The organism is Caballeronia sp. LjRoot29, from assembly GCF_964252755.1.
In the GTDB taxonomy this organism is placed as follows: Bacteria; Pseudomonadota; Gammaproteobacteria; order Burkholderiales; family Burkholderiaceae; genus Caballeronia.
The window spans coordinates 1-24,143 of record NZ_CAXUPU020000063.1; the positions used below are offsets into that span (position 1 = coordinate 1).

Annotated in this window: 13 protein-coding genes and 1 pseudogene; 7 read left to right on the forward strand and 7 right to left on the reverse strand. The window is 56.5% G+C overall.

The features are described 5' to 3' along the window. Positions 1-1,143 precede the first annotated feature (1,143 nt). The 4 genes from ACSQ83_RS34995 to ACSQ83_RS35010 all read left to right on the forward strand — a co-directional run bounded on the left by ACSQ83_RS34995 (position 1,144) and on the right by ACSQ83_RS35010 (position 5,911). A complete protein-coding gene (locus ACSQ83_RS34995) occupies positions 1,144-1,758 on the forward strand; it encodes a hypothetical protein (protein WP_436231262.1) in 615 nt (204 codons plus the stop codon). A 156-nt stretch (positions 1,759-1,914) separates the two neighbouring features. Then, positions 1,915-4,692, forward strand: a complete 2,778-nt coding sequence (locus tag ACSQ83_RS35000; protein ID WP_436231273.1) for a TrlF family AAA-like ATPase — start codon at positions 1,915-1,917, stop codon at positions 4,690-4,692. A gap of 212 nt (positions 4,693-4,904) precedes the next feature. Continuing rightward, complete coding sequence (locus tag ACSQ83_RS35005) at positions 4,905-5,366, forward strand: helix-turn-helix domain-containing protein (protein ID WP_436231263.1); 462 nt, start codon at positions 4,905-4,907, stop codon at positions 5,364-5,366. Then, positions 5,363-5,911 carry an IS630 family transposase gene (locus ACSQ83_RS35010; RefSeq protein ID WP_436231264.1) on the forward strand — a complete coding sequence of 183 codons (549 nt, stop codon included), beginning with the start codon at positions 5,363-5,365 and terminating at the stop codon, positions 5,909-5,911. The genes ACSQ83_RS35005 and ACSQ83_RS35010 overlap by 4 nt, the downstream gene beginning before the upstream one ends. Before the next feature lie 709 nt (positions 5,912-6,620). Here the strand turns inward: ACSQ83_RS35010 and ACSQ83_RS35015 are convergent. The 7 genes from ACSQ83_RS35015 to ACSQ83_RS35045 all read right to left on the reverse strand — a co-directional run bounded on the left by ACSQ83_RS35015 (position 6,621) and on the right by ACSQ83_RS35045 (position 18,381). Continuing rightward, on the reverse strand, positions 6,621-7,076 hold the full coding sequence (locus ACSQ83_RS35015) for a hypothetical protein (protein ID WP_436231265.1): 456 nt from the start codon (positions 7,074-7,076) through the stop codon (positions 6,621-6,623). A gap of 2 nt (positions 7,077-7,078) precedes the next feature. Further along, complete coding sequence (locus ACSQ83_RS35020) at positions 7,079-7,888, reverse strand: hypothetical protein (protein WP_436231266.1); 810 nt, start codon at positions 7,886-7,888, stop codon at positions 7,079-7,081. Between the two features lie 43 nt (positions 7,889-7,931). After that, complete coding sequence (locus ACSQ83_RS35025) at positions 7,932-10,913, reverse strand: hypothetical protein (RefSeq protein WP_436231267.1); 2,982 nt, start codon at positions 10,911-10,913, stop codon at positions 7,932-7,934. 720 nt (positions 10,914-11,633) lie between these two features. Continuing rightward, on the reverse strand, positions 11,634-13,337 hold the full coding sequence (locus ACSQ83_RS35030) for a hypothetical protein (protein ID WP_436231268.1): 1,704 nt from the start codon (positions 13,335-13,337) through the stop codon (positions 11,634-11,636). A gap of 41 nt (positions 13,338-13,378) precedes the next feature. Beyond that, positions 13,379-15,214: a patatin-like phospholipase family protein gene (locus tag ACSQ83_RS35035; protein WP_436231269.1), complete on the reverse strand. Its 1,836-nt coding sequence runs from the start codon at positions 15,212-15,214 to the stop codon at positions 13,379-13,381. A 1,700-nt stretch (positions 15,215-16,914) separates the two neighbouring features. Next, a complete protein-coding gene (locus ACSQ83_RS35040; RefSeq protein ID WP_436231270.1) occupies positions 16,915-17,679 on the reverse strand; it encodes a hypothetical protein in 765 nt (254 codons plus the stop codon). A gap of 444 nt (positions 17,680-18,123) precedes the next feature. After that, the gene (locus ACSQ83_RS35045; protein ID WP_436231271.1) at positions 18,124-18,381 is read right to left on the reverse strand and encodes a hypothetical protein; all 258 of its coding nucleotides are present in this window, start codon (positions 18,379-18,381) and stop codon (positions 18,124-18,126) included. Between the two features lie 882 nt (positions 18,382-19,263). On the opposite strand from ACSQ83_RS35045, the gene ACSQ83_RS35050 reads away from it, so the two are divergent. From ACSQ83_RS35050 to ACSQ83_RS35060, 3 genes and pseudogenes are all read left to right on the forward strand, one after another. Then, on the forward strand, positions 19,264-20,346 hold the full coding sequence (locus tag ACSQ83_RS35050; RefSeq protein ID WP_436231272.1) for a type IV toxin-antitoxin system AbiEi family antitoxin: 1,083 nt from the start codon (positions 19,264-19,266) through the stop codon (positions 20,344-20,346). Positions 20,347-20,365: 19 nt separating this feature from the next. After that, positions 20,366-21,232: pseudogene (locus tag ACSQ83_RS35055) on the forward strand (nucleotidyl transferase AbiEii/AbiGii toxin family protein). A gap of 1,522 nt (positions 21,233-22,754) precedes the next feature. After that, entirely contained in the window at positions 22,755-23,840 is a 1,086-nt protein-coding gene (locus tag ACSQ83_RS35060; RefSeq protein WP_436231274.1) for a 3'-5' exonuclease, read from the forward strand. The last annotated feature ends 303 nt before the right edge of the window (positions 23,841-24,143 follow it).

A 24,143-nucleotide genomic window follows, 5' to 3' on the forward strand; every position in this document is an offset into this window, starting at 1 on the left:
TATCTTCGTCATGTCAACGTGTGCGTAATTGAGCGGTTACGCCGGCATCGAGATCATGCGAAAGGCGTGGTGCCCGCAATGCGTCTTTGAGCGGGCGCGTCGACCAGACGGAATGACAGCGCTTCAACGCGCGGCGGAAAGTCGAGGTGGCACATGCCTGGCGCCGCGCTACCAGCGCATACAAACCCGCTATCCATTCCGGTGCGAACGGGGACACGAATGGATGGCGTGGGGCTCGGAAATCCTGAAAGGGAGCTGGTGCCCTACATGCCGCACCGAAGACCGGCGGCGACAGGGTATCGAATCGATGCGGGCGATCGCTGCCGAACGGGGCGGACAGTGCGTGTCCGATAACTACGTCGACAACAAAACCAGGCTCGAATGGGAGTGCGCACGCGGCCATCGATGGTGGGCGCGACCCAGACAGATTACAACGGGGAACTGGTGCGCTCAGTGTCACTTCCTGTCGCAAATCACGAATGAGAAGACGCGCCGAAAGCGCACGCATGAGGTCGTCAAGGCAGCTGGGTAATGTCAGGAGAAGAGATGAAAAATTCAACACTTAGTGACCCGCATGGCCGCTGATCGGCCGCATTCGCGATGTCTGAGTCTTGTTGTGTCAAAGTCTATTGTCGCGAATTCCATGTGCCCATTTAGTCGAGATGCGTTTGTGTCAAACTCTATTTGCCCCGACCGTGATCGAGAAGGTCGCCAAGTATCTGATTTCATTGAATGCCTTGTGTCAAACTGTATTGTTCTTTCACAGCAAGCTACGCCCGCTTTAGCCTGACGCTGTGGCTTGCCATCATTGTGACCGTCAACGTTAGAAAGCGCGACTGAGATGATGACGAGCGCTCCGTACTGCTGGGCGCAGCTCGCGCAGCCGATAGTGCGCACGGACAGATCGAAATAATTTGGGTCTAGTCAATAATTCGAAGCAATCGCTGCTAAGCGTAAATAGCTACTATATGTAACCCGCCAGTTTTTGAGTATCATTTCGCGCAGCACCCATGATCGTCAAACGATGCCAGTTCGGGGGAGACTTTGAATAACACAACGATTTCACGCATTAGCGTCGAACGACTGCACGATCAACTTGATATTGACCTAAGCCCGCCCCCGGGGCTGAACGGTAGCTGAGATATGACGAGAGATTGGGATTGGGTCGCCCCGCTGGGGACGCTTGCCGCCGTGATCATTATCGTGGCACTTGCCAAATACCCTCCGACGGGGCCTGGCGATTGGGCGACCTGGGCCGGAAGCACCGGTACGGTAGCGGCAATTTTTGCCGCTATCTTTGTCGCGCGAGGCGACGCAAGACGCCGGGAGCGTGAGCGCGTAGCCTTGATCAAAGGAATTCAGGGAGTTGTGAAAGGTGCTCGACACCTTCTCAGTCGGATCGAAAACGGTAACGTGTTTCGATATGCGGTCGGCATCTGCGCAGAGGGAAAGGTCTTCGAGACCTACGCTGCGATCGTCAATCGATCTGCGCAGGAGATCTATGATGTCCTGCGCGACATCCCGCTCGACAAGTTGGCGGAGATCGATTTGATCGACGCTGTTCTATACGCCCGCCAAGGGGTGCAAGAGCTTCGAGAAAACGTAGTGTATTGGGAATTGGACGATGGAAAACCTGTCAACCAATCCCTCGTGCAGTTCCAGATGGTTGAGAATTTGATCGACCGCGCCCTGCAAGAAATGGGTATAGGGTCCCGTCATATCGACGATGCGGCTAAAGGCGAGCTTTCCGTGTTTTGAGCAGAAATATCGGGCGTCGGGGTGGAAAAATGCGGAGCATGAGCCGGCATTAACGACGCTCGGCATGTGGCGCGCAACTGCTGACAGTGCTTCCGGCGAGCTTACTTGCAATTACGCAAACGGGGTGGCGACATGGGCGCGGCGAACTACAGCGGTATGCGTTGGGTGAAGTGCGATCTGCAGATGCAAACACCTGCCGATGCTGCCAATTGGCGAGGGGGTGTCATGGGCTCCACCGTCGATGAGCAGGTGGCAGCAGCGGAAGCATATATTCGTCGTTGCCATGAAGTTGGCCTAGAAGTTATCGCTATCACAGACCACAACTATCTATCACGCGGGTTCATTCCCTTGTTGCAGGCCGCGATCGAAAAGTTGGCGGTTGAGTTTGGCTACCGCCTTGTTCTGTTTCCCGGGTTTGAGTTCGAAGCCGATGTGGGCAAAGGGGTTCATGTGTTAGCCCTTTTCGAACCCAACGCGAATCTCGATGAGATCGATCACATATTGACGGAGTGCGGCGTGGGCTATCCACGTGCGCCCGGCGGCATCCTTGCCAAATCGACAAAGCGGCTTCCGGAGCTGCTGGGCTGCATTCAAAAACTGGACGAGCACGGTCATCAGCGTGGCATCGTCATCATGCCCCATGCAATGAAGGATGACGGATTATTCGATAACGGGAAGGTGGCAGATTGGCTGCAACAGACGGAATACCTCAATCTGGAGCTATTCGCGGTGGAGGTTCCCAAGCCCGTCAGGGAGCTATCGCCGGGATGGCGCCGGCTCTTCGGTGCCGGTAGTGACTGTGATCCGGCTTGGCGGCGCGAACGCCCGATCGCTTGCATCATGTCATCAGACAACAAGGCTCTTACCCCAGAAGAGAACGCCGAGAATTATATCGGTATGCGACATACATGGATAAAAATGTCGAAACCGTCGATCGAGTCGCTTCGACAAGCATTTCTTGATCACGGGTCGAGGGTCCGATTGCAAGACGTGCGACCCAGCGACCAGGAAAACCATCCGCGAATTGTTAGCATAGCCGTACAAGGCGCTGCTTTTCTGGAGGACCAGACCGTCCGTTTTGCGCCGAACCTCAACTGCGTCGTCGGGGGGCGTGGCAGCGGAAAGTCGTCCTTGCTTGAATACCTACGCTTCTGTCTGCAACCAGACTATTTGAACAGCGTCGACAGAGATCTTCACGAGAAGCTTCTGGCGATCCATCGGACGGTTGAGAAAGGGGATGCCGAAATACAAGTGACATATGAAATCAGTCGTGGGGTCGAAGATACCGTTTTGTTAAAGCCTGGTAATGCTGAACATCGACTGGTCGGTCGGGAAGTGCATGATCTTCAAACCGTGCTAAAGCTGCTTGAAATCCAATTTTTCAGTCAAGGGGAATTGAGTCGACTAAGCAAGCCAGGGCAAAAAAGTCAGGTGCTTCGATTGATCGATGCATCCAGCGGCACGGCGCTAGTTGAATTGACGAATCAAGAAACCGGTGTTAGAGGCGAACTTGAGCAATTGTTTACGGCGACGCATCAAGCCGAGGCCGTCAGCGCAGATATGCAGCGTTTGAAGCAAGAGCTAGAGGAACTGGGTCGGCAATGGCAGGCTCGCAACGATATTCAGGCCGACGCCGCTACCCATCAACAAGCCCAAGGAGCGAAGCGTTTTGTTGAGAATGTCGTCCAACATGCAAATACCGACGCGCTGGCACTCCAACGGGCTCTCGCATCGTTCGACAGTGCGGCGATGACTCGTCCGGAAAATGCGAGTACGTGGCCGCACGCCGAATGGTTTCAGCATCTTGAGAAGGAAGTTAGCGCTGCGCGCTCGGTGCTGATTGAGGAGGTAAAGGATGCGGAACTCAAATACGTTGCTGCAATAACGGCGCTTTTTAGCAACGATCCCGCTTGGCCCACGATCCAGGGTGAGCTTGATTCGGCAGAAGCGCAATTCCTTGCGGCGTGCGCAGCGAAGGGCGTTCAGCCAACGGACGTCAGCAAGCTTCAAGAGGTCGATCGGCTGCGAACACTGAAACAGGACGAGGCGAATACGAAGTCGCGCCAGCTTATCGAATTGCAGCAGCATGCGGGCGGACTGACGAAAAAGCTTGCTGATCTACATGCGTTGTGGCTGCAGCAATATGAGATCAGGAAGACGGCATGCGCCCTGATTCAGGGGGAAGGTGCGACTGCTCTTGTAACCGTCGGCTACATGCGTGACTCCCGATCCTTCCAAACGATTTGGAACCGTTTGGCACCACGGGACAGCCGGACCAGGCTGGGGAAAAACTGGGACGATTTAGGATCATCGCTTTTTGCCGAATTTGCTCAAAGCTCCGCGGTGGCATCACCCTGGGAACTTCTGCAGCAGTGGCTGGATTTGCCTGCAACAGTCCCTTTTGATAGTCCGATGGCCGCGCTGATTGCCGAGGTCACGAAGCATCTGCAGCAGGCCGATGTACGGCCGATATGGGAACAGGTACGTATGAGCCGAGTTGACGATCTTGTCGATGTAGAGCTGAAGCGTGCAGATGGTTCAAGCGCAGGCCGCATGAGCGGAGAGGGTGGAAAAATCTTGTCTGAAGGGCAGAGGAATACCGCTTTGCTGAGTCTTCTGTTAGCCCAAGGGAAGGGGCCGATTGTTATCGATCAGCCCGAAGACGAGCTGGATTCGAACTATATATTCAGCGATTTGGTACCGCTGTTGCGGGCAGTGAAAGAGAAGCGTCAACTTATCTTGGCGACTCACAACGCAAATCTTCCGGTGAACGCCGATGCGGAGTTGATCTATGCTTTTGATGCCCGAGACGGCCGAGGCGCGATTAGGACACAAGGCGGCCTAGATCGAGCCGACGTGACGCTTGCGGTGCTCGACATCATGGAAGGTTCGGAGAAGGCGTTTAAGCAACGTAGCGAGAAGTATCACTTCTGACTCGCATTGGAATGGACTGCTTGACTGCATAGAGCGGGTTGGGTCAGTCGCAGGCTAGCCGGAGCCCGTGATTGGTAGTGCAACCACCGTAACCGAGCGACGAACTTATTGAGCAAGCGCTGTCAGTCTTGCCGTCGGCGGTCGATAAGTGTTGCTAGTAAACGGGTTTGATTTTTGTTAACTTCATAGGCATCGCCACACTGGGCTTGCTGATGAAGTGCACCGTAGAACTGACTGATGTCGAGAGGCACACCTTGCAGCAACTGTCGCTGAACCACCGTCATCGCGATTTCCGCATCCGGGCAACCGGGTTGCTGTTGCGTGCACGCGGACTGAAGGTGCAAGACGTTGCGCGCGAACTCGAAGTGAGCTGCCAGACGGTATACAACTGGGCGCACGCCTGGCGCGAATTCGGCGTGTGCGGCCTGCTGGTAGGCCATAAAGGCGGACGCCCACTCGCCTTGCCTGAAGCGATGCTCGCGACGGCGACCAAAGCGGCCAGCGCTGAATCGATGACACTCAGGCAGATCGCACAACGCATTGAGTCGGTTCATGGCGAGCCGATGCCCTGCCGTGTGGAGACTCTTGCCGTGGCGCTCAAGCGGGCAGGCTTCTCGTGCAAGCGTGCCCGGTACTCGCTCAAAAAAAGCGCGACGAGCAGGACTTCGCCATGAAGGCCATCACGCTCTCGAAACTGCAGAAGGCTGCCCGCGATGGGCAGTGCCGTCTAATCTATTTCGACGAAGCGGGCTTCTCGGCTTCGCCCTCTGTTCAACGTGGCTGGTCACCGCGTGGCAAGCCGCATTGCGTCACGCCCGACCCGCATTGCCGACGTTCAGTCATGGGCGCGCTCGATTTCGGCGCCAATACGCTGATCCATGAAGCCACCAAGCAATCGGTCAAGCGTCCTGCGGTCGTTCAATTCCTCGATCGCGTGGCTCAACAGGCCGATCAGCGCCCGACGGTCGTCGTGCTCGACAACGCGTCGATCCACCACGACATCGATCACGAAACGCTAGACCGCTGGCTCATCGAGCATCGCATGATGCTGTTCTATCTGCCGCCCTACAGTCCCGAGCTGAATATGATCGAGATCCTGTGGAAGCAGGCCAAATATCACTGGCGTCGTTTCGTCACCTGGACGCGCGACACCATCGACTCCGAAATCGACGCGCTGCTCGGTGCCTACGGATCAACTTATCAAATCCGTTTCCACTAAACACTTAATACCAATACGAAGGCTCAAAGAACGGCTTGGAGTGAAGCCTTTCGGCCGCACGACGCGGTCGTTGCCATTGACACCCCAAGGCCAAAATTTGTTGGAGCAAGATCAACGCGTACTCCGGGATATGGAGGATATCGAGCATTCGGTAGTCGTTGCGCGCACTGAGCTTACTGGGACTGTGCGATTAGCTGCGCCTACAACGATCGGCATTTATGCGCTGGCGCGATTGACCTGCGCTCGGCAAGGAATGTCGTTGGCTTCGTACTCGAATAGTGGTGCCACAACTAGCGAACACGACGCCGGCGACGCCATGAATGATCAAGTTTGACGAGGTGAAGACACGCGTGACCATCGCCGCGAGGAAGCGGCAAGGTGCAAGTTCCTCGGGAATCTGTTCTTTGAGGACCATCATCAACATAGGTTCTTCTGGGGCCTGTGCTGTAAGATCAGCGGTCACACAAAGCGTCGAAGCGATCTTCCGGGAGTGGGGATGTCAACAGCAGTGACGCTTTGCCCTCAGTGGTGCGCCTACGCTGGCGGATCTTTCCGCATAAACTTACATCGCGCATGCTCCCGAAGGTGGTATTTCCCTCGAGCCTATTCGGCAACTCAGCGATGGCTCACGCGAGTCGAGGTACCACCCGGCTTCGTGCGAACGCATGATGCAGTCGCCGTATGCACTTGAATCTAGCCTTAGTAGGGTTCATGGCGCGCGGAATTCTGGTGGTCTTGCCTTGCGTTCGCGCCTCACGGCTCCATTTGTCTGGCGACTTCGAATCCATTGGTTGACGACTTGCTGCATCTCCTTTGCTGGCAGAGAACTCGTGAGAACCGCGAAAGTTTCCAGGTACGCCTTCTCTCTCCACTCCGCAGAAAGCTGCCTGAGGATCACCAGTTGAATCGCACCCTCGCCGCATAGCAGGCCTGTCAGAGTGCCCATGTTGTTACGCAGAACGACCGCAAGAACGAGACATGCCACAAACGAGACGAGCAAGACTGCCCAATACGCCGCAAACAATTTCCCGTTCGTTTTTCGCACCAGATCGAGATCCCGGGACAGCGCGGCCTTGATGGCCTCCGGCGACTCCGCGCCGCCTGTCCGGCTGGTTCCCTGAGTAATCAGCTCGGCATACTTCTGTAACACATCGATCAATCTCATTTTCATCTCCTTCGTTTAGTCAAGTCATCAATCATCGAACTGACGCGCAACAGCGCATCCCACAGTGCGATGCGCTTCGTCCGCATCAGTGTGATGGCGGCGCTCAATCTCATGAGGTTAATGCCGGCATTGGTGAGATCGCCGTTGGCGATGCACAGTGCACGCGGATGCCGCAATCGGAAGGTCTCGGCAATAAGCGTCGAATAGCAAATGGCCAGCATGGCCGTTCCGTTGAAGTTTGCGCCGAAGAGCGCCGAAAATTCGCTGGCGGAGATCAGCGCGTCCCATGTTTCAAGCCGGTTCCCCTGGGCGAGGCCAGGCACGGCGTTGAGCATTTCGCGTCGCAAGACCGCTATCGGCAGACGGCCGTCATCGGCTTCCGCCGATACCGCCACGAGGGGCGAATCACCGTGGATCACCGCGTCGTCCAGAAACAGCGAAATGCGTTCGCAGAGCGCCTTGTCGGGCGCATGGGGCACGGGCATCATGGTTTGGACGGCGCGCAGATCGTGCGTCAGTAAGTACTCCAGCAGTGGTCGCGGCGACAGAATGTCGAAGGGAAAAACGCGTTCGTGCTTCCAGTGCGCAAGCAAGATCACATTGTCAGCGCTCGCCGCCGCATCGCGAATCGAGGCGCAGTCCGCCTTGAATACGACCCGGACGCCCTGCTGCTGGAGCGTTTCCAGGCGCCGCTCGACGAATCCGGCTTCCGTTTCGAAACTTCTCCATGTGGCACTGGGATCTCCCTCGAAAAGCCCCGCGGAATTGCTTCTCACGAAATCACCGAGGCACCAATGCTCGAACCGCTCCATCCAGTCGCTCTCGCAAAGCGGCAAGCAACATAGAATCGCAATGTCATCCCTCATTGGCATGACCTCCAACGACATCGCCAATGACGATGTCGTGCACCTTGGGCGTCACCTTGTTCTCCGCTCTCACAACGAATGCATGCAGAGCCAGTTCGTTCATGTCGCTCGCAAGCTGTTGCCGGATCGCGAGGTCAACGTCGGAGAGTGAAACGGGGCCGGTGAATGTCAGGAACACTTTCTCGATTTTTGCCTGAAGCGTATCAAGGGTCTTTGAAGTCAGGCTCTTGAAGAAGAAGATTAGACGGATATGCCAGGGCGTCTGTTCGACGACGGTGATCGGCACTTCCACGCGGGTATAGCCCGCGAACGCACCGGTCTGGACTGTTTCGACCTTGATCTCTTCCTTCCTGATGTGCACTCCGTTCATCGAGAACTTCTCACTCATCAGCGCAGGGCGTTCCGCGAGCGAGGCGGCGTCCGATTCAGCCGAGAGAATGTGTTTCACAGTCTCGTCGGGATAGCGGCGCAAGCTCGCCTGAATCGCTCCGAGCATGGCTTCCGCCTTCTCGTCGGGCACGCCTTGCAACAACACCGTGACCGGCTCCTGGCCGCCCGCGGTTCGCAGGAGTCCGTTCGCCAGGGCGTCGGTCGCACCTCTGAAAGAAGCGACCTGGATTGCGTCCGGTGCGCCGACTCTCATCAACGTGAAGCTGCCGTCGCTATGCTGCTGAAACACGACGGCCTGCACGCCCGTCTTGTCGAGTTCGGACAATTGCGCATGCTCGGCCGTCGAAACAGGACGAATCCGATATGCCAGGTCTGAGTCGGTCAGCAGTCTGAACTCCTTGGCGGCGACTTTGGCCGCGGGGTGAAGGTCATCGATCCGAACGGGAACATGACCGGTCATGTTCTTCATTGCGGTGTTTACCTCGGCGTCGATCTGAGCGTTGTCGAACGCCTTGCGCGTTCCGACCTGACGCGCGATGTCCCCCAAGCGGGAGGTGTCGTTGGCGCTATGCGTGACGACGAGCTCACCGTTAGTGTCCCGAGTGACCGCAATCTGGCCCGCCGGTTGCGACTTCGATTCAACGAAGCGGATCATGGGCGCGTCGATGTTATGGCCGCCGACCCCGCCGGTCACTGGACCGTTCGCGGTCGATTGAACGACATACGCCGTGCGATTCCAAGCCTGGCGCGATTGATCATCCACCGATGCGAGAACATTCCAGGCGCCGATCGCCTGGCCCGCAACGAGCATCAGTTGCGAGTCGCGCAGCATTGCGGAGTTGTGATCGAGCAAAAGTGGGCCAATTGGAAGATTGGCTTGAACGACCTCGATCTGCTGGTCGAGAAACTGCTTCTCTTGCTGGGTCGCCGGACGACGGATGCGCTGATAGGTGATGATTTCGACGAGTGCGTTCGAGAGGCGACCGCCGCTTTGCTGCTGCCCTTCGCGCAACTCATCGGCGACCGCCATGCTTTCTTCGGTCTGGTCGTCGATGACTTCCTGTCTGGTCGTGTCGCCTTTTCTGAACTCACTATCCTTGACCGTAGCGAGACTTGCTTTCCAATATTCGCGCACACGAGCTTTTAACTCATCCCGGCTCATGCCGCCCACGATCAGCTTGAGCTCCTGCAGGGTCGTCGTCTTCATGGCCTGGGAGAATGCCGCGTATCGCGGACTAACGGGAGGCGCCGCCGCCCGAATGTTGAACTGCCTGAAGATTTGGAACAGTAGCGTGTATTGGGCGACGCGGATCAGCGTCGTGTCGCCACTGGCCGCGTAATAGTCGTATGCCCTTTCTTCGAGATCTCTCGGCCGATCTTTCGGGTCCCCGTAGATGATCGGCAGCGCGCCCGTGCGCTGCGGGACCGTGACGTCTATGCCGTGGATGGATTGCCGATAGGCGGCACCATCCGTATTCCAATTGAAGAGAAAGCTGCCCTCGGTTCTCTTCCCGACCATGACCACCGGTCGGGAACCGAACGGATAAGTCTTAGGCTTCGGATATCTGAAGTCGAGATAGGTGACTGCGCCAGCCATGGACCAGCCTTTGAGCAATTGGTCGGCGATGTTCAACAAGTTGCCGAACTCCGTATCGACGAGCTGCGGGCTGAGCAGAATCGGCGCCCGATCGACGCCGTCCATGCCTTTTCCACCCAGCAGATCATTGCGCTCGTACGACTGTGCCAACTCGCTCTGATTGCTTCCCGCAAGCAGAAGCATCGTCTCGCTTCTCAGGGGGGGCAACTGTGACAACGGCATGCTGCGCACGCGTCCAACCACAACGACGGTCGACTGGCTTGCTAGTGCGCCAAGAATGAGATCGCTGACAACTGCGAACTTCCTGAAGTCGGCCGATGTGCCATCGATGGCAGTCTGGCGCGGGATGGCCCATAGCACCAACTTCTTGGCATCGCCTTGAAACACACCGCGAGCCTTTCCGTCGAGAATGGCGGAAAGCGAAACGCTCGGCGCGAGCGGGCCGGCGCGATAGCGTTTCTCGCCCTCGTGTGTCCAACGGTATAGATCGTCCGGGCTGTATCGGAAGTCGAGCCGCTCCGCGTGCATTGAACGGGCGGGCACCGGAAGCGCGACCAGCGCCGGTCCCTCGTCGGTTCCGTAGATCTGCCGCTTCAGTGCCTGCATTTGTTCCGTTGATGGCTGTGTGCTGTCCTTCACCGTGCAGACGACATCCGTAACCCATCCGCCCGACATCAAGCTCCAGCGGGCGACCGCGCACGCCTTGTTGATCGGCTGAAGGTTCTTGACGAGATCATTGGCAGAGGTGCCCGGTGGCGGCTCCGAAACAATAAGTGTCCTGGCCTGAGCTTTCGATGCATCAGATAGCGCGATCAGCTGGGCCTGGAAAGGCTGCGCGGCGCGAAATGCTCTCCATGTAGCCATGGATGCTTCATCCACCTTGCCAAAGAGCGTCGCCGTAGATGGCGTAGCGATCGCCTGAAGGGAAATGACCGAGATCAGTGCGCTCAGCCACACAAGCTTGATTGGACGTTGAAGACACATGACCGAAACCTCTCGTTATCTTGGTCGGCGTGGCCGGAACACTAGCAAAACGGTGAGAAAACCTCACTGTTTTCAGTCACGGTTTATATCCGTCTGATGCGGTCGCTGTGATCGAAAACCTTCGATCGCGAACTCGTTGCCATGCTTCGAAGATCGCTTGCCGTGCACGCGGGTACATTAAGGCGACCGAAAGCTCGGCAAAAAAATTAAATCATCAAGGATGACGAACGGTTTTTTATGAGTCTACCTCTCTGAACGACGGTTCGTTGTCGTGTTGGGCTCTGTATGCATTCACAATAGAACAGGGGCGCCGCATATCAAGGGTGTCACGCAGCATGTTTCGGCCAATCCACAGTCCACGGAAGACGCAGGTAAATGTTTCCGGGCGCGGCTCATTGTGAGAAGCGTTTTGGATTGCTCAATATCTCATGACAAAGATGTCACCGGGCTGGAGTAGCGAAGCAACGGGCCTGCTGGGGTCGTTTGTGAATCGTGCAGGGCATGGGTGCATGCAGCTATTAATTCAATCCATTCAAGGAGTGGAATTTGGATCGAACGCTCGGAATACCGACCCTGTAAATAAAGGGCAGCCTGACGAACAAGCGGCCACGCTGACCCCGGGCAGTCTGTCGACACGGGCCGCACGGCCTGGTCTTTCAGGGATGCTTTGACTTTGCTACTGCTGGCAACAATACGAACAGCGGATCAGACGGGAACGCGCTACTGCACTGCACGCCGTACGGAAGCTAACGCCTCCTCCAGCGTCTTGCACCCAGTTTGCTTAAGGATTTCCTGCTTATAGCTCGCGATAAGCGGCGTCTTGATACCAGCCTTGATGGCCTCATTCAGGTAGCTGATGCCGTCTCGATCTCCGTCGGAGAAGTGCGTTGCACTCTCAATAGCCAAGGTCGCCAATCGAGTCGAATTGAGCGGCTGAATCAAGGTGTGGAACGTCACATAGAGAACGAGGGGTAGTCCGTGAAAGTTTAGAAGTTCCCGCACGTTGACATCTTCGACGGATGTGACTCCAACCGGAGGGCAATCAGGCATTACGCGTGTTTCTCGCTGTATCAGCAGCTTCATCGCTCTTTTTAGGTCGACACCTCGTTTAAGAACGAGAATCCTGGCCGGCACCCGGGCACCTCCACGGTCGGCTGGCGCCAGGATTGGAGCACCGGCGCGCGAGTGGCTACAGCGGACGAATTCCGCCCGAAACGGTGTCCAGATGTCATCCGTAACCGTTTCGGATACGAGTTCGCGATACGCCTCATCGAGATGGTTGTCGAGAGCACCATATTGCAAGAAACCAATGGTGGGCTGTTCGGGATTGATCCACGTCTTGGTGTAGAAGGCCGTAAACGGGTCATACGCGATCTGTTTGAAGCAAATCAAGACAGTCGATTCATCCTGGCCCAGCATCTTGGCGATGCTGGGCATCGCCAAGATTGCGCGCTCACGGTCGCGCCGTTGCGTTAGTGATAGACCCGTGTTCGGCAGATTGTAGTGCTCGAGGTACCAGCGGATCTCGCAAGCACCTCTGAGCCCAAAGGGCTTGATCGAACTCAGCTTCTCCCGCAAATACAGCCACGCAATCGCTTGCCCAGCGAGGTCTGATATGAATATGAAACTCAGGTTGGAACGCATCGCGAGACGAATAGGATCGCAGTAGGCAATTTGAGTGATGGTGGAAATGTCTTCTTTACCGAGGCGCTCACGGATGTCCCTGTCGACACCTTCCAGCTTGGCTACGGAATCGGCCGTCTCTATCGTCTCGGGATTTACGTTGAACTGCTTTTCCATCCGCCGCTGCAAGATGGAAAGCAAGGCCGATAATGGAAATGCGCCCAGTGCGAATGCAACGAACGGTGCGAGCTTGTCCGCGGCGAGCGCATTAAACGCATACCCCATCGGTATTGCCACGACGAGGCGCAACGTCCCCCATGCGACGTCGGCCGGGGTGAAATCAAGCCTTCGCGCACGGGAGATAAAATCGTTAGTCACCCACATATAGGCGCCAGTGACCGCAGCGATAGCGGGAAATGGCAGTAGGAGGAACGGATTATTGAGTCCGTCTTTTCGGCTTAACACCGAAAGCAAGACAATGGAAACGAAGATGAACGTGATAGCTGTGTGGACGATCAAAGGTATGGCAAAGAACCTGCGCCCGTACCAGTGCCGATAAAAGCGATCGAACTCCGCAGCGATGTCCGCATCGGATAGAAAGATCTCGTCGAAAGCGAAGCGCTTGAAGTACTCATAGCGGGCGTTTCGGTCCAAACCGCCCATGATGTCTTTGCGCTTCGCGGCCCATCCATATCGCAGGTAACGACAGGGCCCCATGATCATCACTGCAACGCCCGCCGTTGTAGCGGCGATGAATAGCCATCCAGAGGGAGTAAGCAGACTTTGCAGAAATGCATTCACGAGCGGCAATCCTATCGAGAAAGACGCATAACCACATGAATTCAAGCGCCCTTGTAAAGGTCGTTCTCCGTTGGCAATGCCTTGGTGACGTAAGGTTCCAAAGGCGTGGTCGGAAGGTTGCGTTTTTGCAGGTCCTTTTGCACAAGACCGATCGCACGATCCAGCACCTCGGATTTGACGAGCCATACGCCTACTCCGGAGAGCCATCGTTTCCATCCGCTAATTCCGGCCATCGCAAGCGCTGCATTTACCACGCTTTTGAGGCGCTTGTCGGCTTGAGCTCTAAGTGCTTCGAGGTCGACTGGTTTGCTCGGCCATTCAGGCAGATTCTCCTCGGACGTCAGGTCGCCAACGAGGGGAATGATGGGTATTTCCCCACTTTTGGACAGCGCCCAACGTTGACTGAACGACGCGTCCTGTGGAAACAACAGATTGGATGCGGGCAACGTGAAATAATTCGCCAGGAACTGCTGACAGTTGCGGCGTCCCAGAAGATAGTCGTGGTGACGATATTGCTCCTCGAGAAATCCGCTGAAGCCGCCTAGCGCACCGCTCGCGAGATCGAAACCGTTGCTTGCCGACTTCTTGTCAACAGGGCTCGCCTTTCTGCTCGGCGCGATTAGGAAGCGGCTGAATACCTTGTCGTCAAGAGCAAGCGCAAGGTCGATGGGATCGAATCTAGCTTGATTTTTCCAGGCACCCAGAAGACCCATGGCTGAAGAAATTAGATTGCCACTCCTCCCGGCCGTCTGCTGATTGAAGTCGGTGATCAAGGCATCAGGAAACGGATCGATCATGATCATCGCGCGTTTGGCCAGGTTTCCATCCCGTTCGTTCCGGGCGACCGTGCCAGCCATCTCCGCTCTGGCGAGATCCACCGGTTCGTTATCCATCGTGCCACCGTCCACGACGAACTCGTCGAAGTACGGCGAGGGTGGATTGGGCACTACGCCTCCAATCGTTGACGTCCATGCCGGCTTAAGCCATATGGGCTTTTCCCCGAGCCCCGTTACATAGCGCCATTTTAAATCCGCTACGTTGCGCCTTTCCAGCCTCGCTGCAAGCCCGATGGGAAACGCGCCAGAGCCCAACGCTGCATTGCCCAAACTCTGCCAGCCAGGGTCGCTGGCTTTTGGTTGCGTGATGCTCGCCGTCAATGGCATGTCGTCAGGTCTGCGCCGGATGGGCTTGCCGTTGAAGCCGACGGAAAAACTCCGATAGGCTTTATGCAGAGACATGGCCAACCCGTCGCCTGAATTTCCTGCCAGCTTCAAAAAGTAGGGAATCCCCCGTAGACCGCCCTGTGTGAAAATGAACCTGACCCGGTCATCGAGATAGGCACGAGGCTTGACGGGACCCTGGTAGTTCAACGCGTCATCCGTTATTTTCTGGAGTACTGTGGAATCGAGTACGGAGCGAACCACCGGCGATAATCCGACGAGATCGTTCACCGCCAGCAATTTGTCGATGCTGATGCGCTTGACCCAGGAATCGTAAAACGGATTGGTTGGCCCTTGGTTGGATCGAACGTGAGGAAAATCGTATTGCAAAGCCACAGCGGCAATTGCCCCGTTCATGCTTCCGGCTGAGGCGCCGGCGATCACACGAATACGTACGCTGTGCATCGGTACATCCTGCTTTTGGGTCTTGGCGTATTCCCAGGCGTCCAGCGCCTCGACCAGAAAGTCGAGCACGCCGGCGCTGTATGCCCCTGCCGATATTGCGCCAGCTAGAACGAGGCCAAGCTCGAAGACGCCATCTTCAGGATCTGCTTCCTTCTCGACGTAAAGATCGACATCGGGCTCGGCTTGCGCTGCTTCGGTTCCCGAATCGCTTTGTTCGCTGGTTCCAGAAATCTGTGCGTCTTGTTCGGCCATTTTTGACTTTCTCCCTGACAATTCCCAAGTCCGACAAGGTCGCGATAGAGCAACCGCGTTTCAGTCGTTGCCGCAGCATTGATCCTCTGAGGCTAGCCAGAATTCTCCGTTTTCCAACGTAGTTCTTCCTTCAAGATTCTGTGTGTCACGCAGCGTCCGGCTTACTTTTACTAGCGCGAAGTCGTTGAACCGTCCAAGGACAAACGTTTGCGTTAAATGATAGTTCGAACGTGACAGTCCGCCGGAGATTTTGGACTACTACGTGCGCTTCGCCACACAGTCAAAGCGAAAGCGTGATGGGGCAGCGCAGATCAAACCTCCGCAAAATTAGGTTATCCATTACGGAATCGGCGACCGGAGCGACCAGAAATTTAAGGTGATCGTATATGCAACGGGCACGCCAGGGCTAATTCAGCGAACTCGCTGCACAAATCAAAGAAGCAACAGGCGCTGCTTGCGCGACTCGGTAATCATCGAAAATGCGGGCAATGGTGGTTGCAGCATCGCAGCGCCGCTTGAGCTTGAGGCGCAGCAAGTGATTCGGTACGCCTTTGAACAGGTCGCGATAGAGCGTCGCTCGTAGCTCGCGAGTTCGGTTAAGTAACGACCAGCTTCGACTAAGTGTGCACTGAATATGTCGCGCACCTTGGAACTGCATGCCGTCACGGACCCTGCTCTACCGCTCACTGAGTAGACGTCGAAGGTCGGCGGTTGAGGCAGACCGGCCGTTTGTGTGACCATCCGCGCTTGACGATGAACGGCCGGTTGTGGTCCAGATGTGTCAAAACGCACGGCGGTTCGGCTCAGCTCAAAAAGCGGCTTGTTAGATTGCTCTATATCGGCCTCGCGGCACCTCGGGAGGGGTAAAGAGACCCCCTAAAACCCAGTGATTTTGAGTTTTGACACGGCCTCTGCCGCAATACGCCGGCCCGGTAAGAACTGGCCTCCAGCGCGTCGCTGCACCTTTGCGAGGAGTGCCCGACCAGTGAGTCTTGATAATTGAGCATCAGCTCATTCGTGAACAGCGTAAGCGTATTCGATTGACGTACTGCGTGTGAAGCGGTCAAGTGCTCGCGGGACAACTTTCGCGCCATTTTTCCAAGCATCAGTCGGTCAAGCCCACTCGCCGACACCATGTTCCTAGCAAACCAGATGCGTGCCGATTCGACGACGTGCTCGACGCGCCATGTTTTCGTCAAAGTGTGCGACGCGAGCGCACTCGTCAGCAAATAGCAAAGTAGGTGGGTTCGCGCCGTTGGGCTAATCGACTGTCTTGGGCGTGGCATGCCTGTTGAGTCGGACTCCGGCGAAGGTGACGCGATAAGGTAGGCGCATGTTATCGGCACTCGCCCGCGTGATCCACGAAGACTTGCGCAATAACGACGACCAAGAACTGAATTGTTCGTCGCATCCCCCGACATTTGCCGTTCAGCGGACTTCTTACAAGAATGCCGCGGCTGCATTCGCCGCGAAGATGGAGAGGAGGGGCAAGGCCATGAGCGGGAGCTCATGGCAGCACCAGATCCGACGATGAGCTGCCAGAGTCGACCCGTTGGGGACCATCACTCGCGCTTGGCGAATGTCCCCGACTCCGCGGAAGGGACAATCAATTCCAGTCGTTCTTAGGCCGCGAGCGACCGTCTCTGCAAGCTTGATGGCCCTTACATTCGAGTCGCTCATATCTCTGGAGCGGAGGGATGTCACTGTGTTCGTGGTACTGGCAGCACCTCGTATCGGAGTGTAAGTACGGCGTCGAATCGACCAGCTATACGGTGCCATGCCTTGTTCGACGTGACATCTACCTGCAGCCCGAAATATTGTCCGACGTGTTTCAGTTCTAGCGTCAGCAGGAGCACCGGTCCTTGAGCGATTTCGAGTCCACTGCTCCGCCAGACGATTGTGTATTCGTCGGGGCTATAGCTCGAATCTACCTCCACTTCAAACCGTGCGATGTCACCTACGAACAAGGGCTCATCCGCGAGCAGGAGGTCGCTCCGAGGCTCGTTTAGATACCGAACGTTCCCCAGCCAATCGGAATACCTTGTCAACGTCGGTGCGGGAAATTTGTCACTCAGGCTCATTTTGGAATAGTGAGACTTGATAGATGAGATCAGATCGTTGCAGTAACACAAGACCCGCTCAACATCGTGGAGCGAAAGGGTTAACGAATTCGCGTGATACAGGGCGTTTCTGTGATCACCAATAATATTGATCATGCGTCGCACATGCTGGGCGCCGTAGGGGAATTCGTGTTCGAGTGCCTCCTTAAAGAAGCGCTTGTAGGCATCGTCTCTGGCAATGATCGCACCGAGGTGCTCGAAAACAAGCGTGTCAACTGGACGCGGGTACCGGCGCGGATCCTTATCGCGAAAGGAGTGAATGCGTTCCTTGGTTTTGTCCGAGAAAATCGCGTGACCGCCGATTTCTGAGGTGTTGACGTAGTCGTCGCCGAATTCGCTGCTCAATCGATCGTGAATGAGTCCGCGCAACCAAAGCTCACATGCTTCGATCCGTTGGCGGCATGATGAATAAATGTCATCGGACTTTAAAAGATGAAGGGCCATTGCAAAGTAGCAGATTCAAAGTAGTCTATCGAGACTTCCGTAGACGTTAGAGCGGTGCGTCGATTCGACGCTGCTGCCCGAGGCGTACAACAACCATTCAGACGTGGTTATTTTTGGCGAGCGCCATCGAACGCTGCCCCCACCGCGATTGCAATGTCCGCGGGGACGATCTTACAGCAGTCCAACCACATATCGATCTCGCGCAGAACCTTGTTCCTGTTTCAGCCAAAGGCGGCTCGGTCACTCGCGAGCTGACACTCGACCTCGGAATGTGACAGACGGCTCCCGGCCGTTTGCCGCATTGGTTGATTGGGAACGGGGAATTGCATTGGTCTTACTGCCGCACTAAAACGACGGTACCGTATTTACGCCGTCAGAAAGTCGGTATTTCCCATCAACGACCCGATAAATTGCGACCGAGTTCAGATCCATACTCGCCTTGGCTTTTATGCCTTCGTCTCGACCATCGACTGAGCTCTCGGCCTTTCCTGCAAAGTACACAATCAGGTTGCCGGAATCAGACCCGGTCGACGCCCTTCCGAAGTCGAAATTTCCAACAATTGAAAAGCAGCCATCGGTGATCTGCGAGCCGACGTTCGTCACGCTTGCTTCGAGCAGCAGCGCGTTCCATCATTCCCCGGGCATGGGATACGAATCAACGGTCGTTTGAGATCCGAATTCAGTCCAATGCCCGTGGGCGCCGCGATCATTGGCGGACAAAGGAAGACCGACTGCCAAGACTGGGACATCGTTGTCTTAAATATCGATGATGCTCACCCAGGTGCCGCAGTACCTATTCCAGTAACTATCGCATCCCTTGTCGGACAAGGATGAGCGCCAGTCGGATAAAACTTTTTGCCTATTAGGAAGGTATCCCGCAACAAGGAGCCTTCCCATTCTGTACCGTCTTGCAGCAGTAATTCTCTCTATCGTTCTTCTGTTCGGCCTACCGGACCGGACTATCGCCGGCCGCGCCGCGCTGCCCGTCGCGACAGCCGAAGCGCGCCGGAGCAAATAAGCCGTGCGCCGCTTTCAAGCCCGTGCACCTCCCGTGGCGGAGATGCCAATTTCGGAAGCGCCAGAGGTCAGCGACGGTTTCATTTGCGGTGCGGCTGTAGCGCGCTTAGCGGGTGCCGAGCTTCGTCGCTACACCCGCGAACTTGAAACCGCGGCCCCTGTCGCCCTCCGCTGCAGGTACCAGCGATCTGCGCGCCGGCCTCTCCGTTGTCAGCCGGCTAGCATGACAGCTGTTGTCCTGACCACGCCGCCGCTTTTTCGACCTCCTGGACGGCCGGCTGTCCGAGCCCGGGATGATCCGGTAGTTCTGCATAGGGTTGTCATCACGAGAAAGCGAACATATTGTAGCTCTCGAACACGTATCTATTGAACGATCTATTCGAGAGGCTTGTTGGGATATCTGTTCGCTTTGTTTGACCTGTTCGCTTTTTTGGTACATTGCAATAAAACCGAACATGAGGGCATCAGATGCCACCCACCTCAAACCTTTCCTACTCTGAACAGGTCGTGCTCGCGGAAGCCTGCACGGCCTTCCAGCGCGCGACCCGCGGGTTTAAGGCAAAGCCGGCTAATCGTGCTGCGCTCGTGCGGGGAGGCTCGGGGGCATTGATCGACGGCGCTATCCGGTTCGACATCGGTGGAAAGACGTTCGACATGCCCGTGTTGCTTCAGGTGTCTGCCAGTACTACCGGCATCGTCACTGCTCAGCATCGACTTTTTGCGACGGGCCCAGACAAGCCCGGGCGACCACTCATGCTGGTTACCCCATACGTGACGCCAGCAAGGGCGGAAGAACTGATCGACCGCAACGTGCCGTTTCTCGATATGGCGGGCAACGTCTTTCTCAACGAGCCAGAAGCCACCGTCATGATCACGCGACGTCCGAAGCCGACAGCGGTCCTTCCCAATCAGAGTTCGAGAGCGACTACGCCCAAGGGCCTGAAGGCGATGTTTGCGATCGCGACGCATCCGGGCCTTGTGGCGAAGCCTTATCGCACGATAGCTACGGTCTCCGGCGTCGGCCTGAATACTGTCAGTCAGGCGATGGACGATCTGACGACCCGCAGGCTGGTCGCCGAGACACGCGGTGGTGACCGGATTATTCCGGACAGGAAGCGATTTGTAGATGAGTGGGTAGCTCAGTATCCATCGCGCCTGCGCAACAAGCTTGGCGCCCGGCGCTTCTCGGCCGTGGCTCCGGACTGGTGGCGCAAATTCGACTTCGAAGAATTCAACATGCGGCTAGGTGGCGAGGCGGGTGCCGAACAATTGACCCATCATCTCAAGGCGATCAACGTGACGATCTACACCCAGGGCGAGCTCACCAGCGATTTCATGCTTCGTGCTCGGTTGAGGCCTTTCGAGAAAGGCGATGTGGAGATCCTGGAGGCGTTCTGGCCGCCCGAGTCCTTCCAGGCGATCGGTACGAACCCTCCGGAACTGGTCCATCCGCTACTGATATACGCCGACCTTGTCGCAACCGGCGAAAGCCGCAACCTGTCCATCGCTCTGCAGATCTATGACCAACACCTCGCCGCGCTCCAGTCTTGAAGTCGCAAATGAGTGACCGATACATCCGGTCGCCCAAGCCATGCTGCGCCACGTGCGCGACGCGGCGCAGCACCTCGGAACCAGATTTGTCGTGGCTGGCGCGACCGCGCGCGACATGGTGCTGTGGCACGTTCACGGGATTCCGGCAGAGCGTGCAACGCGGGACGTGGAGGTAGCCGTTTACGCTGTCAGCTGGCGGGTGGGCGCTGAGCTGGTCGGGTTGCTCGAGGCGACTGGCAAGTTCAAGGCGAATCCGAAGCAATAGCATTCGCTGATCTTCAATGACCCCGAGGTCGGGCCTCCGGTGCCACTCGACCTCGTTCCCTTCGGCGAACTTGAGGCTCCAGAGGGGACGATTGCCTGGCCGCCAAGGGGTGACTTCGTGATGAATGTGCTCGGCTTCAGGGCAGCCGTCGACACGGCCATAGATATCGACGTCGGCGAAGGCGTGGTGGTCCCTGTCATTGCCAGCACTGCCGGTGCTCGCGTTGCTGAAGCTTCTCGCGTGGCATGACTGCCGCAGCACAAAGAACTCTGATGCAACTGACCTTCTGCTGATTCTGCGCCGCTACTACAAGGCCGGCGACGAAGAACGTATCTGTGGGCGGTCGCGCCCGACCTTCTCGAGGCGAAGAGCTTCGATGTTGACCTTGCATCGGCCGCCCTGCTCGGACGGGAGGGACGGGAGGCACGACAGATCGCGTACACGATGACCCGGAACGCAGTGTTGCCCCTGCTGAGCGACGAGGGCACGTATGAAATGCTCAGGCGAGATATGCAGGTGCGTGCCGCAGCGCAAATGCCTGATGACTTCGCAGACGGTTCGGACAGGCTGCTGGCCGCATTCCGGGACGCTTTCCTGACCCCGCCAGCGGGCGAGGCATAGGGTCGGCGGACACAGAACCTGCTTGCAAAGACTTGGCGTACATACGGCATCAGCAAGATAGCAGTCCGCGCGATTCCCCACTGCACACATTTTCTGCCGGACAACCTGATTGTCTCTAATGATCGAAGCCGTGAAGCACGGTCCGCTAGAACCTTGTGAGGTCGCGCCATATTGCGCACTGGCGTTCTCTATCGGTAGAGCACGTAACGCGAACGCCAAGGTAAAGTAACGCATGTTCTCGGCCGATGCCGTAGGCGCGGGCCGCGAGGGTTCGCCGATTGTTCCACTGGTTATGGTAGACCACCAACTGCGTTATGCATTCGGCCTTGGCTTGCTTGAATTTTTTTATAGTCTACCCAATCAAATCGTAGATCGATGGAGACCAAACATAATTGGGAATAAACGTATTTTGGTTGCACCGTCCAAGGCGTAGAGGCCAAACTATGAGACTCAGCATGCTACTCGCTAAGCAATTGATTATTTGGAAATAACGGAGCCAAACATAATTGGAAAGTATCAGTCGTGCTTAACAGAATTAGAATTGTTTACAGGTAAACGCTTCCCCCTGTTTTCAGCCACTTCCGCCCCGTCAGTCGTTGCTAATTATTTGCTTTGAAAGAGTAAACGGTTCTATTTCTGAATTCAGGATTTGGTCGTCTTCGCGGGCAAATCCAAAGAATCTGCAACTGGATTGATGCACGTGCTTCACCCCCGGGGCTTCGGCCCCGGTCTTTTTTGGTCGTTCGTAAGTGCCGCTAGCCGGCAGTGCCGTTACCTTTTCGCGATACGTTCTTCCCAGATGGCTCCTCGCCATCACGATATCGCTCACCAGGGACACATCACGTCTTGATTCCACAGAACCTGCCTGCAATCGGCTCGGCCTCCAACTCTCGGCCGGCCAATGTGTTCGCCGACAACAGAAGCGTTCCTGACACGAATCCAGGAGCGTTCCCTGGCAGGGGGTCAAAAAGCCGCCAACCCTTGCCAGTGTAGGCAGGAACGCTTCTTCAAAGTAGTCGGATTTTTCTGAAACTGGAAGGGTCTCGACCCCTCCCTGCGGTCAGGATATTTCTCGTTTTGTCGCCAAGAACGCTTATCCAGTGAGGAGCGCTCGCCTATGGCCTTCGGCGCCCGGGCGAACTCAGCACCGCTCGATGTCAAAGTGCCGGCCGCTCCATTCCATCGAGAATGTGCCACTCGGCTGCCCCCAACGGGTAGTCCTGTGGGCAATCCCCTGAAAGCAATCTCACCGCATGTCGAACGCGTTCCATTGCGTTTAGCACATCGTCTATCCTGTGGTCGTGGCGGCACGACATACCCGTCAACCCGCCTGCCTCGTTCTGCCGCCACTTCCATCGTCGCCGGTCCCGACTGCAGAGCGGCGGTCCCCCCGCATTGCTTCCAGGGCACACCCGCGCACAACCAACCTGGTCTAGCGCCCACCACCGGCCGTCAACAGCGCCGTGTTCCGACCTTTGATGACATACCCCGTAGACGAAGACCGCAAGGCGATGTCTTGCGCGTGCGCGACGACGCGATGAATGTCCACGTTCAACGTTGGCGGGACCCCGACCAGTCAATTTACGGCTTCAATGGCGCTGACAGCGGGTCTCTGAAGGAACTCGCAGCACGACCGGATGTTGACCCGGTGCGCCTTGAAATCAACTATCGAAGCGCCGGAGATATCGTGCGCGTGGCACAGCGCGCGCTCGGAGAGGTACGTGGGTACCGAGCACTTGACGATAAAAGGCCAGCGATAGTCCGCATGGTTAAATGCCAAGATGGCCTTCCTGCCCAAGCACAGCACGCAGTCTCGAAGCTGCTTGCCCAGGCGCTCGACGGAAAGGCAGGTAGGCAGCTCGGTGACGTCGCTATCCTCTATCGAACCGCTGCCGTTGGAAATGTTGTTGCTGCGGCGGCCTCAGCCGAGGGAATCGACTTCATCCGGGTCGACACTGGCGCTCCGTACCGAAAAGTCAGCCTGACCAGCTGGATTGAAGACTGCTCTGCGTGGTGCGCAGGCGGCTGGCGGCAAGCGGACCCAACTTTCGATTCGATTCTCGCGAGGTATGCTGCTTTCCGTCAACAACCATTAACAGATGACGCGTCTCGTGTGGAACAGCGTCAGCTTGTTGAGTTCCTTTGGAGTTCTCGCGAAAACGGCCCGGCAGAGACATTTGTCCAGCGGCTTCGGAACGCCCTGCTTGATAGGTTGATGATGTCAGAGGCAGCCTTGAGCGACCAGTCAGAGCAGGTTCGCCTGATGGCTGATGCACTGGTTACAGGAGGACCGCTCCAAGGGCTCGATATGGCGCGACTCGGCGGGAGAGACGGCTCTCCCACGCATTTGAATCTTCTAACGCTCCATTCGGCTAAGGGTTGCGAGTACGACGTTGTCATAATGCTTGGCCTAGATGAAGGGAGCTTCCCGTGGCGAAATGAAAAGGGCGCGCAGCTGAGCGAAAGCCGTCGTCTTTTCTACGTCGGCCTTACGCGGGCTCGCGACGAAGTGCATATGCTCTATTCCGGTTGGACGCAAAGCAAGTACGGGACGAAGTACTTCAACGGCCGCTCTCGCTTTCTCGATGAACTCGTCGCGAAGAAATGACCACGCTCAGACGGAATTTCACGTAGATGCGGGTAGTGCATGTGAGGTACCACGGCAATTTAAGACAGCGATGCAGAGGACCGTGTCATCGGCGTTCTGAAAGTCGTCAAAAATTGACGGTGTGAAAGTGTTTTTTCTTCCTGCCTTTTCTTCCTCAAATTCACATCTCTAGAACCTGGCTTTTCTTCCGTTCTTCGTCGCTTCTTCGTCGGTCCTTTCCGTGGCTGTGCTGATGACTTGCCGGTTCTTCGCGCACGCGCTGCGTGGGCTTAGCTCGCGCAGCGGCGCATGATCTGGCCCCAA

What these genes read in the sequence shown, in the direction of transcription:
- ACSQ83_RS34995 (WP_436231262.1), top strand. Translation starts at nt 1,144, where the DNA reads ATGACGAGAGATTGGGATTGGGTCGCCCCGCTGGGGACGCTTGCCGCC.
- ACSQ83_RS35000 (WP_436231273.1), top strand. Translation starts at nt 1,915, where the DNA reads ATGCGTTGGGTGAAGTGCGATCTGCAGATGCAAACACCTGCCGATGCT.
- ACSQ83_RS35005 (WP_436231263.1), top strand. Translation starts at nt 4,905, where the DNA reads ATGAAGTGCACCGTAGAACTGACTGATGTCGAGAGGCACACCTTGCAG.
- ACSQ83_RS35010 (WP_436231264.1), top strand. Translation starts at nt 5,363, where the DNA reads ATGAAGGCCATCACGCTCTCGAAACTGCAGAAGGCTGCCCGCGATGGG.
- ACSQ83_RS35015 (WP_436231265.1), bottom strand. Translation starts at nt 7,076, where the DNA reads ATGAGATTGATCGATGTGTTACAGAAGTATGCCGAGCTGATTACTCAG.
- ACSQ83_RS35020 (WP_436231266.1), bottom strand. Translation starts at nt 7,888, where the DNA reads ATGGAGCGGTTCGAGCATTGGTGCCTCGGTGATTTCGTGAGAAGCAAT.
- ACSQ83_RS35025 (WP_436231267.1), bottom strand. Translation starts at nt 10,913, where the DNA reads ATGTGTCTTCAACGTCCAATCAAGCTTGTGTGGCTGAGCGCACTGATC.
- ACSQ83_RS35035 (WP_436231269.1), bottom strand. Translation starts at nt 15,214, where the DNA reads ATGGCCGAACAAGACGCACAGATTTCTGGAACCAGCGAACAAAGCGAT.
- ACSQ83_RS35050 (WP_436231272.1), top strand. Translation starts at nt 19,264, where the DNA reads ATGCCACCCACCTCAAACCTTTCCTACTCTGAACAGGTCGTGCTCGCG.